Raw genomic sequence first — 14,874 nt, forward strand, 5'->3', positions numbered from 1 at the left:
GCCCGCCGGCGGGCGGCCGAGCTCACGCAGGTGCCCGAGTCGCCGGAGTTGGGGTCGGAGCTGCGTCGACGGGGTGTCGCGCACGTCGACGACCTGCGGGCGTGGGGCGTGTCCACCCCGCCCGTCGGTGAGGCGTACCGCGGGTGGCTCATCGACCCGGAGTGGGCGGCCGCGCTGGCCGGACGCCTGGTCGAAGCCGTCCGTGTGCACGACCGCGACGACCCCCTCGATCCCGGATTGCCCACGGAGTCCGCGCGTCGCACCCTCGACCTGCCGGATGCCGCACTGCTGGAGGCGGTGCTCGCGGAGCCCGCCGCCGCGTCGCTGCGTACGGAGGGCGGGCGGGTGACGGCCGGCGCGGCTGCGCTACCGGAGAAGGTTCGTTCCGCCGCGGAGCAGGTGGCCGAGCGGTTGCGGGTCGCCCCGTTCGACGCGCCCACCGCCGACGAGCTCGACGAGCTGGGCCTCGGGCCGCGCGAGCTGGCCGCGTGCGGGCGCGCCGGACTGCTGACCGGACTGGGCGCCGGGGTGTGGCTGGGCCAGGACGTCTTCGACGAGGCCGTGCGCCGGCTACGCCAGTTGCCGCAGCCGTTCACCCCGAGCGCGGCTCGGACGCACCTGGACTCCTCGCGGCGCGTGGTGATGCCGCTGCTCGAGGCGCTCGCCGCGCGCGGGCTCACCCGCCGCGAGGGCGACGACGGCCACATCGTCACCTGATCCGGTCGTCAACGGGCGCGGTCGTCGCCCACCTGCTCGGCGTAGGCCTCGCCGCCGCCGCGGGCGTCGCGGCGCTCACGCTGGGGGACCACCACGTACTTCGGGTCCTGCGCCGAGGCCATGCCGGCGTGGAACACCGCCCACCGCGTGCACGCCGAGCCGGCCGCCATCGCCAGGCCGGACACCGCGGACAGCAGTCGACTGCGCCGCCCGAGGACCGCGCCCACCGCACCGGTGCCGGTGAGGATCTGCGCCGCCCGGTGGTACTTCCCGGCCCGGCCCTCGTGCAGCGGCTCCGCGGTGATGCCCATGGACCGCTGCATGATCTGGTCGGCGGTGAGCTCGAGAACGGCTCCGCCCACCGCCAGCCGACGGGCGGGGCCGGTCTCCTCCAGCGGAGTGAGCAGCAGGCCCACCCCGCCGGACGCGGCCGCGGCACTGCCGACGAACACGAACGGCAACTCCCGACGCGCGGCGCTCCAGCTCGGTAGGGACGTGTCGTTGAGCAGCACCGCCGTGTACGACGCGACCGCCGGGGCGACGAGCGCCGCGACGATGCCGGCCGGCCTCGAAGCCCGGGCGATGAGTCCGGTCGGCAGCCGCCGGGCGAGCTTCTCGGGCAGCACCGGCACGATCTCCTCACCGAGCGCCAGGCCCGCGAACGGCCCGTACGCCGAGAGGATCCAGGTGCCCACGCTCATCGGCGACGTGAGCTTGAGGACCCGCAGCATGTGGTGGAACCGTTCGGGGCGCCCCAGGTCGTTGACCAGGAAGTACAGGCTGCCGGTGATCCCGCCCAGCGCGACGATCCGCGCCGAGCGACGCTGGTTGGGCAGCCCGGCCAGGTCCGCGCCGGCCGCGAGGAGCGACGAGCCACCGGCCAGCCCGCCGAGGAAGAGATACGCCGCGATGTCGTACTTCCACGGCGGAGCCTTGACGATCGGTTTGCCGTAGTACGAGCGGAACTCCGCGGGGGGCACCACGAGCTGCTCGCGGCCCCCGCGGCCCTTCCGGCGGGGCCGGGCGCGCTGCCCGGGGTTTTCTGTGACGCCCGCCTTGTCGTCGTCGTGCTCGGCGCGGTTCCCACCGTCGACGGCCATCAGGACCGTCCCCCCGCGGCGAACGCCGCCACGGCGCCGCCCAACAGCGTCACGGCCGCCAGCGCCGCCTGGCGCCACATCGACCCCACGTGCCGCGTCGTCACCACGGGATCCGGCGGCAACCCGTACACCTCGGGGTCGTCGAGCAGGAGGAAGAACGCGCCCGTACCGCCCACGCCGTTGCGGGAGTCGTGACCGTACAGCTGGGCGTTGGGCTCGCCGGCCTCGACCAGCTGGTCCAGCCGGCCAGCCGCGCGCTCGCGGAGCTCGTCGAGATCACCGAACTGGATCGACTCGGTGGGGCACGCCTTGGCGCACGCCGGGGTCTGCCCCTCGGTGAGCCGGTCGTAGCAGAGCGTGCACTTCTGCGCGATGCCCACCGCGGGGTCGCCCGCCGGCCCCGAGCGCCGCTCGATCACGCCGTACGGGCACGCGCTCACGCAGTACCCGCACCCGTTGCAGATGTCGCTCTGCACCACGACCGTGCCGAACTCGGTGTGCATGAGCGCACCGGTCGGGCACACGTCGACGCACGCCGCGTGGGTGCAGTGCTTGCACACGTCCGACTCCATGAGCCAGCGGAAGTCGGTGGACTCGCCGGCGTCGGGGGAGTCACCGGGCAGGGTCGGCGCCGGCATACCCAGGTCGACGGGCGCACTCGGCGCCGACGCGACGGACGCGCCCGCCACCCGCGCGGGCACCTCCTGCTCGATAAAGGCGACGTGCCGCCACGTGGACGCCCCCAGCGCCCGGGTGTTGTCGTAACTCATCCCCGACAGCTCGATGCCGTCCTCGGGGATGAGGTTCCACTCCTTGCACGCCACCTCGCAGGCCTTGCAGCCGATACACACGCTGGTGTCGGTGAAGAAGCCCTTGCGCGGCGGCGGATCCGAGTAGCCGTTGTCCCCGGCCGGGTCGATGTCCCCAAAGAAGGACCGTCCGAGGTCGGACAGAAAGGCGGACATGGCTTTAGCTCTCCGTTCCCGGTTCGGTGGGCGCGCCGGCGCGGCGACGGTACCCCTCGACGAACTCGAGCAGCGCGGGGCCACGCGGGCGTCTTCCCGCGACGATGTCACAGCTCGTCGCCTTGGTCGCGGGGATGGACACGTTGGGGTCGAGTTGCTGCGGCAACAGGTCGTTGGCCGGGTCGCCGATGCTCACGCCGTTGCCACCCCAGTGGTAGGGCAGCCCGATCTGGTGAAGTGTCCGACCGTCGATCTGCAGCGGCGTCATCCGACGGGTCACCAGCACGCGGGCCTCGATCGCGGAACGGGCGGTCACGATCGTGGCCCACCCGCCGTTGACAAGGCCCCGCTCACGCGCGAGCTCCGGGGAGATCTCACAGAAGAACTCCGGCTGCAGCTCGGACAGGTACGGCAGCGTCCGGCTCATGGCCCCCGCCGTGTGGTGCTCGGTCAGTCGGTAGGTGGTGAAGACGAACGGGAACACGTCCGTCCCCGGATCCCCGTGCCCCGGCTGCGTCTCGTTGTACCGACCCGGCCGGATCGACCGGGCGGGGTTGGCGTCCCTGCCCGGATAGATCGGGTTGGCCACTGGCGACTCCGGCGGCTCGTAGTGCGCGGGCAGCGGACCGTCGGCGAGCCCACGGGGAGCGTAGAGCCAGCCCACGCCGTCGTCCTGCATGATGAACGGCTGCGCGCCACCGATCGCCTCCGGACCCACCGCCCCCGCGGGTGGGGTGTAGTCGGGAGACTTGTCGGCCTCGAAGTCGGGCACGTCGTCACCCACCCACCGGCCGGCGCCGTCGTTCGCATCCGGGTCCCAGTGGATCAGCGCCTTGCGCTCGCTCCACGGCCGGCCCTCCGGGTCCGCCGAGGCACGGTTGTAGATGATGCGCCGGTTGGCGGGCCAGGCCCATCCCCACTCCGGGGCGACCGGGCCCTGCTCGTGCCGGGACTTGCGCCGCGCGGCCTGGTTCACGCCGTCGGCGTAGACGCCGCAGTAGATCCAACAGCCGCATGCGGTCGAGCCGTCCGGTTTGAGCTGCGTGTACGTGGACAGCGGCTCGCCGTCGGGGCCGCGGCCGTTGATCTCGGCGAGCACGGCTTCGGCGTCCGGCTCGTCCACCGTGCCGGGTTCCATGGGGTAATCCCACGTCAGGTCCAGTAGCGGCCGGTCACGCGGATCGGTGGAGCCGGCCAGCTTCTCCTTGAGACGACGCCCGAGGTGGTAGTAGAACCACAGCTCGCTGCGCGCGTCTCCCGGCGGCTCGACGGCCTGGTGCCGCCACTGCAGGAGTCGCTGGGTGTTGGTGAACGTGCCTTTCTTCTCCACGTGGTTGGCGGCGGGGAAGAAGAACACCTCGGTGCCGATGTCCTCGGTGCGCATCTCACCGGTCTCGATCTCCGGCCCGTTCTTCCAGAAGTCGGCCGACTCGATCATGACGAGGTCGCGGACGACCAACCAGTCGAGATTGGCCAGCCCGGCGCGCTGCATCCGCCCGTTCGCGGTGCCCACCGCCGGGTTCTCACCCACCAGGAAGTAGCCGCCGCCGCCCTCGTTGACCTGGCGCTGCACGGTCGCGGTCGAGTCGGCCTTGTCCGTGAGCTTGGGCAGATAGCCGTAGGCGAAGTCGTTGTCCTCGGTGGCCGCGTCACCCCACCACGCCTTGAGCAGGCTGACCGTGTACGAGCGCATGTTGCCCCAGAATCCCTGTGCCTCGTCGTCGGTGCCGATGTAGCTGTCCAGATCCGGCTGGCTGTGCGCGTCCGGAGAGGGCAGGTAACCGGGCAGCAGGTCGAACAGCGTTGGGATGTCGGTGGAGCCCTGGATGCTCGCGTGTCCGCGCAGCGCCATGATGCCGCCGCCGGGCCGGCCGATGTTGCCGAGCAGCAACTGTAGGATCGCGGCCGTGCGGATGTACTGCACGCCCACGGTGTGCTGGGTCCAGCCGACCGCGTAGCAGAACGCCGACGTGCGTTCCCGCCCCGAGTTCTCGGTCAGCGCCCGGGCGACGCGGTGGAAGTCGTCGGTCGCGATGCCGCAGGTGCGCTCGACCATCTCCGGCGTGTAGCGGCTGAAGTGCCGCTTGAGGATCTGGAAGACGCACCGCGGGTGCTGGAGGGTCTCGTCTACGTTCGGATCGGTGGTGGTCGCCGAGGCGCGGGCGCCGCCGGCGCCGGGGGCTTCCGCGGGCTCGTCGTCCGAGTCGTCCTCACCCGAGCCGCTCTCGTCCGGTATGTCGTTGCCGCGACCCTCGTACTGCCATGACTCGAAGTCGTACGTCCGGTCCCCGCTGTCGAACCCGGAGAACAGGCCCGCCAGGTCTTCGGTGTCGAGGAACTCCTCGCCGATGATCGTCGACGCGTTGGTGTAGGCACGAACGTACTCGTGGAAGTAGGAGTCCGTGGTCAGGACGTGGTTGATCAGCCCGCCGAGGAACGCAATGTCCGAGCCGGCGCGGATCGGCACGTGCACGTCCGCGAGGGCGCTGGTGCGCGTGAACCGCGGGTCCACGTGGATGACGGTCGCGCCGCGCCGCTTGGCCTCCATGACCCACTGGAAACCGACGGGGTGGGCCTCGGCCATGTTGGAGCCCTGGATGACGATGCAGTCAGCGTTGGCCAGATCCTGCTGGTAGTTCGTGGCACCACCACGCCCGAGCGAGGTTCCCAGACCGGGAACGGTGGAGGAGTGTCAAATTCTGGCCTGGTTCTCCACCTCGATGGCGCCGAGCGCCGTGTAGAGCTTCTTCATGAGGTAGTTCTCCTCATTGTCCAGCGTCGCCCCGCCGAGGCTGGCTAGGCCGCGGGTGCGCCGGACCGTGTCGCCCTTGTCGTCCGTGTCCTCCCAGAACTCTTCCCGCGACGCCAGGACGCGCTCGGCGACCATGTCCATCGCCGTCTCGAGGTCCAGTTCCTCCCACTCTGTGGCGTACGGCTTGCGGTGGAGGACCGTGGTGATGCGCCCGGGGTTGGTCACGAGTTGCTTGCTCGCAGATCCCTTGGGGCACAGGCGACCGCGCGAGATGGGGCTGTCGTCATCCCCCTCGATCTGGACGACCTTGCCGTCGGAGACATAGACGTCCTGGCCGCACCCGACCGCGCAGAACGGGCAGACGCTCTTGACTACCCCGTCGGCCGTCTTCGTACGAGGGGTGATCTCCAGCGAGCGGCGCGAACGGGTGGCACTGCCGCGACCGAGCAGGTCGGACCCGGCCAGCTGGCGCAAGACTGGCCAGTTGAGCGGCGAGCCGTACCTCGCCAGCTCGGGCCCGGACCCCCGGGGCCGATCCGGCCCGGACTGCTGGTCCTCCGTCTCCGACATGCCACCTCCCGTACTCGCGTACGGGCCCCATGTAACGCGAGCCCCCCGGGCCCCGCAACCGAATCACCGTCGGACTTGCCCGGTCGCGGGCGGGCGGTGACCGACCCTTCCCCGGAACGCCGCCGACCCGCATCATGGTGGCGTGGACGAGCAGACTCAGGCCGATTCCGGAGCGTTGGCGACCGTCGGGCTCATGGCCGACCCCGGAGTGCCCCGCCGGGTCGCGGTGGCGATCGCGGACGACCTCGCCGACGACCTGACGCGCGAACTGGGGGGACGCTGGAGGGTGGAGGTCGACCAGGAAACCCTCCCGCTGGGGCCGGAGGGAGAGATCAGGCTCACCGAGCACGCCCCCCGCTTGCTGCGGCAGCACGGGTGGGACTTCGTGCTCTATCTGACGGACCTGGCGACCCACCCCGACGGTGTGCCGGTGTTGTACGACGTCAGCGGCTCGACCGCGGCCGCCCTGGTGTGCGTGCCGGTGCTGGGGGTCTTCCGCGTGCGGTCGAAGGTCCGCGAGCTGGCGCTCCGGCTGGTGCGTTCGGGAACCCGCCGCGAAGGAATGGGTGTGCCCGGCACCGACGACCTGCCCCCGGCGCACCGGCGCGGGCTCGTCAACAAGGCCCGCCTGCTCGCGGGCATGGTGCACAACAACCGGCCCGCCCGGATGGTGACGGCCCTGTCCGGCGTCGTGGCCGCCGGCGCGGGCTCGGGCGCCTTCGGCATCTTCTACGGCAGCATCGCCGCGCTGGCGGTGGAGCTGCACGCGCTCAGATTGCTGCTCATCAGCGTGATGGGGGTTCTCACGCTGGTCGCGTGGCTCATCCTGCGCAACGGGCTCTGGACCCGGCGGGACGACGAGTTCACCCCTGGCAACCGCCGGATGGACAACGCGGCCACGGTGCTGACCGTGGGGGTCGGCGTGGGCATCATGTTCGTCGCACTCCTAGCGGCGATGTTCGTCCTGGCGCTCACCGTGATGGACGCTGACTACCTGGGGACGCAGCTCGGTCGCCCCACGGTCCTGCTCGACTACGTCCACCTGGCGTGGCTTTCCAGCTGCCTGGGTGCATTCGCCGGCGCCCTGGGGTCGAACTTCGACGACGAGAACGTGGTGCGCGAGTCCACCTACAGCCTGCGGTGGCACGAGCGCCGCAAGATGTTCGACAGCTATCAGAGCCGTGAGGGCGACCCCGACGAGCAGCAGGAGCAGCAGCGGATCGAGCGCGAGCACGAGGACGACGACAACGACGACGACAACGACGACGGCGACGACGACAACGCCGCCCGCGGCCGCGGAGAGGAGAGCCACGGCGAGCAGGGCCGCGGCGAGCACCCCGGTGGCGACACGGCCGCCGGCGGTGACGAGCGCCGAGAGGTCGACGACGACAGGGCCTCGGACCGAGGGGGCGTCATCGCAGACAGCGACTCCGAGTCCTCTCGGCAGGTGGAGGATGACCGGTCGAGAGGGTAGACAAGGGGCATGACCGCCGCACCCGCCGACCTCGCCCCCGTGAACGACGCCACCACGACCGCGCCGCCGCTGCCCCGCGCGTGTGGGCCGCTGTCCGACGCGGTGATCGGGGCGCTGTCGACCGGGCGCACGGGCGGCCTGCCGGCGGTGCCGGCCGACGTCGAGCCGCTGGGCCGCGACCTGCAGCTGACGCTCTACACGTTGTACGAGCTGCACTACCGGGGCTTCGATGGCGTCGATGCCGAACTCGAGTGGGACCCGGAGCTCCTGCGGATGCGTCGAGACCTCGAGCGGGTGTTCGTCGAGCACCTGCGCGGCGCGGTCGAGCCGGGCGACGACCCGGTGGCCGAGATGGACGCGATGTCGGTCGAGGCCACCTCCGGCACCGGCCCGTCGTGGTACTTCAAGGACGAGGGCACCTGGGATCAGATCCGCGAGTACTTCGCCCACCGCTCGCTGTACCACCTCAAGGAGGGGGATCCGCACGCGTTCGCGATCCCGCGGCTGCAGGGTCAGGCCAAGGCGTCGTTCGTGGCCGTCGAGTTCGACGAGTTCGGTGGTGGCCGCGGAGATCGCGTCCACCAGCAGTTGTGGGCGGACCTCATGAGCGCGGCCGGGTTGGACCCGTCGTACCTCGGCTATATCGACCGGGTGAGCGCCGAGACGCTGTCGACGGTCAACCTCATGTCGATGTTCGGCCTGCACCGGTCGCTGCGCGGCGCCGCGATCGGGCACTTCGCGGCGATCGAGATCACCTCCTCGCCGGGGTCCGCGCGCCTGGTGGCGGGCCTGCGACGGATGGACGCTCCCGAGGAGTGCGTGCACTTCTACGCCGAGCACGTCGAGGCCGACGCGGTCCACGAGCAGGTCATGCGCCACGACGTGGTGGGCGACCTGGTCGGACGCGAGCCCGCGCTCGCCGCTGACATCGTGTTCGGGATGCGGGCGCTCGACTACCTCGACGACCTCGCGGCCGAGAAGATGCTCGCGGCGTGGAAGCGCGGCGAGTCCTCGCTCCTGCCCTGACGCGCCTCGCGCCCCCGCCCACCCGTGCGCGGCGGCGGGGCAGACGTAGCCACCGCCCCACATCCGCTACTCCCGCTCCCGGTCCGCTACTCCCACAGGGGTAGCGGATCCCTACTCGGGGTAGCGAATTCCTGGGTGGGTGGTCAGCCCTGCGCGTCGTCCGTGTCAGTGGGGCGCACCTTGCGACGGTGGCTGGTGTCGCACAGCGGGTAGTTCTTGCTGCGCCGACACGCGCACACCGCCACCATGAAGCGGTCCGAGCACACCCGGTGCCCGTCGGGCGTGGTCATGTCGACCGGTCCCTCGACCAGGATGGGGCCGCCCGGCACGATCCGTACGCGCCGGGCGTCGCGCGTCGCGCCGTTTCCGTCGCCGGCCGAGCCGCTGGCCCCGCGGGCGTCGCGCGTGCCGCGCTCAGCTGCGGTCAACGCGGATCACCACCAGCTCCTCCTCACGCCGCCCGGGCTCGAGCAGGCCGGCGGCCTCGAGGCGCTCGGCGTACGAGGTCATGACGGGCCCGAAGTCGACGGTGCGCGTGGCGATCGGCCGCGCGGTGAATCCGACCTCCTCCATCCTGCGGACTGTCTCCGGCGGGTCGGAGAACTCCGAGTGCACGATGAGCATGGTCCCCCCGGGCGCGAGCAGGTCGGGGGCGAGCTCGCACAGTTCGTCGAGCACGACCCGCCCGTTGGCGCCCGCGTCCCAGGCGCGGTTGGGGCCGGTGCCCTCGAGCGGGGCGTCGGAGGGGACGTACGGCGGGTTGGACACCACCACATCGAAGGGCCCGGCGTAGCGGGCGTCGGCCAGCGTGCCGAGGCGGACGTCGACGTCGACGCCCGCCCGCTCCGCGTTGCTTGACGCGCAGGCGACGGCGGCGGGGGAGATGTCGTAGGCGACCACCTCGCGGGCGCCCTTGAGCGCGGCCTCGATGGCGAGGATGCCGCTGCCCGTACAGATGTCGAGCACGCGCTTACCGGCGACCACGTCGCAGTCCTCGAGTGCGTCGCAGAGCAGCCAGGAATCATCTTGCGGCGCGTACACGCCGTCGTCGACCTCGATATGGGCGAACCGGGTCTGGGTCATCGGGGCCTCCGGTTGAGCAGGGGGTCAGATGTTGCCCAGTCAATCTGTGAGGGCCGGCGCCTGCAACCGATGTGACCGCGCGAGACGGAGCTGCTATTGCCAGTAGAGGCCGCCGGGCACGTCCGCGCCGCCGGTGAGCCTGCAGGTCAGGACGGTGCCGTCGGCGCCGGTCACGGCGAGGCCCTCCTGGGCGCACGGCCCGCCGGGGCGTGGCTGGCCGACGGCCTCCGCGAGTCCGCCCCCGCCCTCGCCGGCCTCGGGGACGGATCCTGCGCGGGGCAGCCACAACGGGCCGGCGCCGCGGGGATCCTCGGTGCAGAACAGCGCGGATCCGTCCTCGGCCTGGGCGACCTCGCCGAGCATCTGGCACGGCCCGCCGGCGCCCACGACGTTCGCGGGCAGCTGCGGAGGAGGTGCGGGCGCCGCGGGTGCGGCGGTGGTGGTCGGCGCGGACACCGGTTCCGCGGTGTCGCGGGTCGGCGTGGGGGACGAGGGGGTCGACGACGACGAGGTGCTCGACGTCGTCGCCGGCGGGGCGACCGGTTCGCCGTCCGGGTCGGCGGAACAGGCCGAGAGTGCGACCCCGGCCGCCATCGCGAGTGCGATGACGGCCGGGACACGGCGACGTCCCGAGGTGGTGGGCCGGTGGTTCGTCGCGGTGGGGTTCATTCGATCCTCTGTGGTGCGCTGGTCAGGCCCCGATGATGAAGGCCTCGAGCTCGGCGCGGGCCTTGTCGTCCGCCATCTGCTCCGGCGGGGACTTCATGAGGTACGCCGAGGCCGGCAGGATCGGTCCGCCGATGCCGCGGTCCTTGGCGATCTTGGCCGCGCGGACGGCGTCGATGATGATGCCCGCCGAGTTGGGCGAGTCCCACACCTCGAGCTTGTACTCGAGGTTGATGGGGGCGTCACCGAACGCACGTCCCTCGAGACGAACGTACGCCCACTTGCGGTCGTCGAGCCACTCCACGTAGTCCGAGGGGCCGATGTGCACGTTGCGGTCGTGGACCTTGTTCTTGAGCGAGCCCTCGAGGTTGGAGGTCACGGCCTGGGTCTTGGAGACCTTCTTGGACTCGAGGCGGTCCCGCTCGAGCATGTTCTTGAAGTCCATGTTGCCGCCGACGTTCAGCTGGTACGTGCGGTCCAGTGCGACGCCGCGGTCCTCGAAGAGCTTGGCCATCACGCGGTGGGTGATGGTGGCGCCGACCTGGCTCTTGATGTCGTCGCCGACGATCGGGACGCCCGCGGAGCGGAACTTCTCCGCCCACTCGGGGTCGGAGGCGATGAACACGGGCAGGGCGTTGACGAACGCGACGCCGGCGTCGATCGCGCACTGCGCGTAGAACTTGTCGGCCTCCTCCGAGCCGACGGGCAGGTAGCTCACCAACACGTCGACCTCGGCGTCGCGCAGGGCCTGCACGACGTCGACGGGCTCGGCGGCGGACTCCTCGATGGTCTCGCGGTAGTACTTGCCCAGGCCGTCGAGGGTGGGGCCGCGCTGCACGGTCACGCCGGTGGGCGGGACGTCGCAGAGGGTGATGGTGTTGTTCTCGGAGGCGCGGATGGCCTCGGCGAGATCCATGCCGACCTTCTTGCCGTCGACGTCGAACGCGGCGACGAACTGCACGTCATTGACGTGGTAATCACCGAACTTCACGTGCATGAGGCCGGGGACGATCGAGTCGATCGCCGCGTCCTTGTAGTACTCCACGCCCTGCACGAGCGAGGACGCACAGTTGCCGACGCCGACGATCGCGACGCGCACCTTCTGGTCGGTCATTGGGGTTCTCCTTGTGATGGGTTCTCTGTCCGGATGAGCTCGTTGATCCACCGCAGCTCGCGCTCGCTGGTCTCGAGCCCGAGCAGGGTGAGCTGCCGGGCGTATCGCAGTTCGGTGGGGCCGGTGCGTGCGGCGGCGTCACGCTGACCCTCGCGCCGCTCCTCCAGGACCCGACGCCGGCCCTCCAGCAACCGCACCCGGGCGGGGCCGGGCGTGCGATCGAAGAACGCCAGGTGGACGCCGAAGCCGTCGTCGGTGAACGACGATGCCCCGGGTTCGTCGAGCAGGGTCGCCAGCGTCTCCTTGCCGCGCGTGGTGATGCGGTAGGTCTTGCGACCGCGCCGCGCGGTGGCGGGCGGCCGGGTGGCGGTGGCGGCCGAGGAGTCCTCGACGATGTCGCCCTGGTGTTGGAGGCGACGCAGCGTCGGATAGAGGGAGCCGAAGGACACCGTCCGGACCGTCCCGAGCATCTCGGACAGCCGCTTGCGCAGCTCGTACCCGTGCATCGGCCGCTCGTCGAGCAGCCCCAGGATGGCCAGTTCCAGCACTCCACCTCCCCCTTCCCACGTCGGTCGTGCCTGCGGATGTCATGCGACGGTCACCGATCGTACACCCGCTGATGTATCGGACCGATATACCGCCGTGTGGCATCGGCTCGACGTGTAGCCCGATGCCCCGGCGGGGGCCGTAGGCTGGGGTCGTGGACCAGGCCGACTCCCGCTTCCCGCGACCCGGCCCCCCGCCGGGGCCGGAGGACCCCACCGGCCGTGCGGCGCTGCGGCACCGCCGGGTGGTGGACTTCGCGCTGCGCCGTCGCGGCGTCCTGGCGTCCCTGCGCGAGGGCGGACTGTCGCTGCGCGAGGTCTGCGACGCGGACGTCTACCTCCTGCGCGCGGCCGGCTTCCACGGCGTGGTCACCGAGACCGTGTGCCCCGTCTGCCGCAAGGAGAACCTCACCGAGGTGTCCTGGGTGTTCGGCGACGACCTGGGCCCGGCGTCCGGTTCCGCCCGCGGTGCCGACGAGATCGAGCAGCTCGCCCTGTCCCACGACGAGTTCACCGTCCACGTCGTCGAGGTGTGCCGCAGCTGCTCGTGGAACCACCTCGTCGAGTCCTATGAGGTGGGGCTCACGCCGGGGACCGGAAAGCGCGTACGACGGGCGGCGAGAGAGCTCCGACGCCACCGCTGAACACCCCGCCCGGCGCCCGACGACGCCTCCGGAGTACAGCGTCGGCGACCTTTTCGTACACAATGGTCGCCAGAGCACCGCCGCCGGGGGCCTTCCGGATCGGTCGGATCGGCTCGCGGGAGGGTAGAGCATGGCGCAGAACGGCAGGACGGGTAAGGCCGCCGACGAGGGCCGGGGCAGGGCCTCGGAACAGACCGGTTGGGTCCGTCGCCATCCGATCTGGACGACGGTGATCCTCCTCGCCGTCGTCCTCCTCGTCGTCCCCCTGACGGTCGCGGTCGTGACCTACAACCGCACCGAGATCCCCGAGCCCGGCAGCGTCCGCACGGAGCAGATCTCGGAGATCTACCAGAGCGACGGCACCACGATGATCGGCCGCATCGTCCCGCCCGAGGGCAACCGCACGCTCATCGAGCTCGACGTGGTGCCGGTTCACGTGCGCAACGCGGTCATCGCCGCCGAGGACCGCTCCTTCTACACCAACGAGGGCTACGACCCGACCGGCATCGGCCGCGCGGTGATCGGGCAGATCACCGGCGAGTCCAGCGCGGGCGGCGGCTCCACCATCACGCAGCAGTACGTCAAGAACACGATGGTCGGTGACGCGCCCACCTACGAGCGCAAGGCCAAAGAGATCATCATCGCCGCCAAGATGACGAACGAGTGGTCCAAGGACCAGATCCTCGAGGCCTACCTCAACACCATCTACTTCGGCCGCGGCGCCTACGGTATCGCCGCCGCCTCCACCGCCTACTTCAACAAGCCCGTCGAGGCGCTGACGGTGGAGGAGGGTGCGCTGCTGGCCGGCGTCATCCAGTCGCCCTCCGCCCTCGACCCGCTCAACAACCGCGAGGCCTCCGAGCGACGGTGGAACTACGTCATGGACGGCATGCGCGACATGGGCGCCATCGACGCGCAGCAGCGCGGCAACGCCGTGTTCCCGCAGGTCGTCGAGGACCCGCAGGCCGTCGAGCAGAACGTCGGCGACCCCACCAACGGCCCGATCCGTCGACAGGTGCTCGCCGAGCTCGCCCAGTCCGGGATCGACGAGCAGATGCTCAACACCCGCGGTCTCAAGATCATCACCACGATCGACCCCAAGACCCAGGACGCCGTCGTCAACGCGGCGCGCTCCAACATGCAGGGCGAGAGCCCGGACAACCGTACGGCGGTGGTGTCGATCAACCCGCGCACCGGCGGCGTGATCGGCTACTACGGCGGCGAGGAGGCCGAGGGCTGGGACTACGCCAACGCCCCGCTGCAGACCGGTTCGACGTTCAAGATCTTCGGCGTCGCCGCCGCCCTCGAGCAGGGCATCGGCCTCGGCACCCAAATCTCCTCCGCGCCGGTCACCACGGGCAACGTCACGGTCACCAACGTCGACGGCCGGTCCTGCGGCTCCTGCTCGATCTCCCAGGCGCTGCTGATGTCGCTCAACACCTCGTTCATCCGCCTGCAGCGGATGCTCGACAACGGCGCCAACGACGTCCGCGACATGGCGCACCGCACGGGCATCCCCAAGCAGATCCCGGGTCTGCCGTGGGAGACCCTGAGCGAACAGGGCGAGGACCCGTACGACGGCCTCATCCTGGGCCAGTACCCCATCCGCGTCCGTGACATGGCGACCGGCCTGGCGACCTTCGCCGCCGAGGGCGTCCACCGGCCTACACACTTCATCGAGCGGGTCGAGACCGCCGACGGCGAGGTGCTCCTTGACAACTCGTCGATCGAGGGCGAGGAGGTGGTCGAGGCCGACGTCGCCAACAACCTCACGTCCGCGATGCAGCCCATCGCCGCCTACTCGAACGGCCACGCGCTGGCCGGCGGGCGCCCCTCGGCGTCCAAGTCCGGTACCACCCAGCTCGGCGACACCGGCTACAACAAGGACGCCTGGTTCGTCGGCTACACCCCGTCGATCGCCACCGCGGTCTGGGTCGGCACCGACGACAACAAGCCGCTGCTCAACGCCTGGGGCGGCACGATGTACGGGGCCTCCGTGCCCGCCGACATCTGGAAGTCGGCCATGGACGGTGCGCTATCCGGCACCGACTGGGAGTCCTTCCCCGAGCCCGGCTACATCGGCGGTCAGGCCGGCCGCTCCTCGTGGGAGTCCTCCGGAACCGGCTCGGGCACCGCGGGCGGTACCGGGACCGGCGGCACCGCTCCCCAGCCGAGCGTCGCGCCCGCACCCGTCCAGCCCGCCCCCGCCCCGCAGGCC

At 71.1% G+C, this 14,874-nt stretch carries 13 protein-coding genes; 5 read left to right on the plus strand and 8 right to left on the minus strand.

The window, feature by feature from the left end; translation table 11 throughout:
• Nucleotides 1-717: SelB domain-containing protein (locus HMPREF3086_RS00215; protein ID WP_210401804.1), on the plus strand; the 717-nt coding region annotated here is incomplete at its 5' end.
• Nucleotides 718-725: 8 nt separating this feature from the next.
• Here HMPREF3086_RS00215 and nrfD read toward each other — a convergent pair.
• From nrfD to fdh, 3 genes are read right to left on the minus strand one after another with little or no spacing between them, the layout of a single operon-like run.
• Nucleotides 726-1,817 (minus strand): NrfD/PsrC family molybdoenzyme membrane anchor subunit, encoded by a 1,092-nt coding sequence (gene nrfD / locus HMPREF3086_RS00220; RefSeq protein WP_083324193.1) that lies wholly within the window; start codon nucleotides 1,815-1,817, stop codon nucleotides 726-728.
• On the minus strand, nucleotides 1,817-2,782 hold the full coding sequence (locus HMPREF3086_RS00225) for a 4Fe-4S dicluster domain-containing protein (protein WP_070719656.1): 966 nt from the start codon (nucleotides 2,780-2,782) through the stop codon (nucleotides 1,817-1,819). The genes nrfD and HMPREF3086_RS00225 overlap by 1 nt, the downstream gene beginning before the upstream one ends.
• A gap of 4 nt (nucleotides 2,783-2,786) precedes the next feature.
• Entirely contained in the window at nucleotides 2,787-6,104 is a 3,318-nt protein-coding gene (gene fdh / locus HMPREF3086_RS00230) for a formate dehydrogenase (protein ID WP_371441627.1), read from the minus strand.
• Nucleotides 6,105-6,246: 142 nt separating this feature from the next.
• On the opposite strand from fdh, the gene HMPREF3086_RS00240 reads away from it, so the two are divergent.
• Nucleotides 6,247-7,578, plus strand: coding sequence for a hypothetical protein (locus HMPREF3086_RS00240; protein WP_070719658.1), 1,332 nt, complete (start codon nucleotides 6,247-6,249; stop codon nucleotides 7,576-7,578).
• A gap of 9 nt (nucleotides 7,579-7,587) precedes the next feature.
• Nucleotides 7,588-8,604: an iron-containing redox enzyme family protein gene (locus HMPREF3086_RS00245; RefSeq protein ID WP_070719659.1), complete on the plus strand. Its 1,017-nt coding sequence runs from the start codon at nucleotides 7,588-7,590 to the stop codon at nucleotides 8,602-8,604.
• A 143-nt stretch (nucleotides 8,605-8,747) separates the two neighbouring features.
• On the opposite strand, the gene HMPREF3086_RS00250 is transcribed toward HMPREF3086_RS00245, so the two are convergent.
• The 5 genes from HMPREF3086_RS00250 to HMPREF3086_RS00270 form a co-directional block, all read right to left on the minus strand.
• Nucleotides 8,748-9,032: a CDGSH iron-sulfur domain-containing protein gene (locus HMPREF3086_RS00250; RefSeq protein ID WP_239550455.1), complete on the minus strand. Its 285-nt coding sequence runs from the start codon at nucleotides 9,030-9,032 to the stop codon at nucleotides 8,748-8,750.
• The gene (locus HMPREF3086_RS00255; protein ID WP_070719660.1) at nucleotides 9,019-9,687 is read right to left on the minus strand and encodes a HemK2/MTQ2 family protein methyltransferase; all 669 of its coding nucleotides are present in this window, start codon (nucleotides 9,685-9,687) and stop codon (nucleotides 9,019-9,021) included. The genes HMPREF3086_RS00250 and HMPREF3086_RS00255 overlap by 14 nt, the downstream gene beginning before the upstream one ends.
• Nucleotides 9,688-9,780: 93 nt before the next feature.
• Complete coding sequence (locus HMPREF3086_RS00260; protein ID WP_070719661.1) at nucleotides 9,781-10,356, minus strand: hypothetical protein; 576 nt, start codon at nucleotides 10,354-10,356, stop codon at nucleotides 9,781-9,783.
• A gap of 22 nt (nucleotides 10,357-10,378) precedes the next feature.
• Nucleotides 10,379-11,467, minus strand: coding sequence for an inositol-3-phosphate synthase (locus HMPREF3086_RS00265; protein ID WP_070719662.1), 1,089 nt, complete (start codon nucleotides 11,465-11,467; stop codon nucleotides 10,379-10,381).
• Nucleotides 11,464-12,015: a PadR family transcriptional regulator gene (locus tag HMPREF3086_RS00270; protein ID WP_063972772.1), complete on the minus strand. Its 552-nt coding sequence runs from the start codon at nucleotides 12,013-12,015 to the stop codon at nucleotides 11,464-11,466. The genes HMPREF3086_RS00265 and HMPREF3086_RS00270 overlap by 4 nt, the downstream gene beginning before the upstream one ends.
• Nucleotides 12,016-12,257: 242 nt before the next feature.
• On the opposite strand from HMPREF3086_RS00270, the gene HMPREF3086_RS00275 reads away from it, so the two are divergent.
• Both HMPREF3086_RS00275 and HMPREF3086_RS00280 read left to right on the plus strand, forming a co-directional pair.
• On the plus strand, nucleotides 12,258-12,656 hold the full coding sequence (locus HMPREF3086_RS00275) for a DUF5318 family protein (protein ID WP_181365997.1): 399 nt from the start codon (nucleotides 12,258-12,260) through the stop codon (nucleotides 12,654-12,656).
• A gap of 130 nt (nucleotides 12,657-12,786) precedes the next feature.
• A partial coding sequence (locus HMPREF3086_RS00280) for a transglycosylase domain-containing protein (RefSeq protein WP_070719663.1) occupies nucleotides 12,787-14,874 on the plus strand: 2,088 nt, incomplete at its 3' end.

Source organism: Dietzia sp. HMSC21D01 (assembly GCF_001815995.1).
GTDB lineage: Bacteria > Actinomycetota > Actinomycetes > Mycobacteriales > Mycobacteriaceae > Dietzia > Dietzia cinnamea.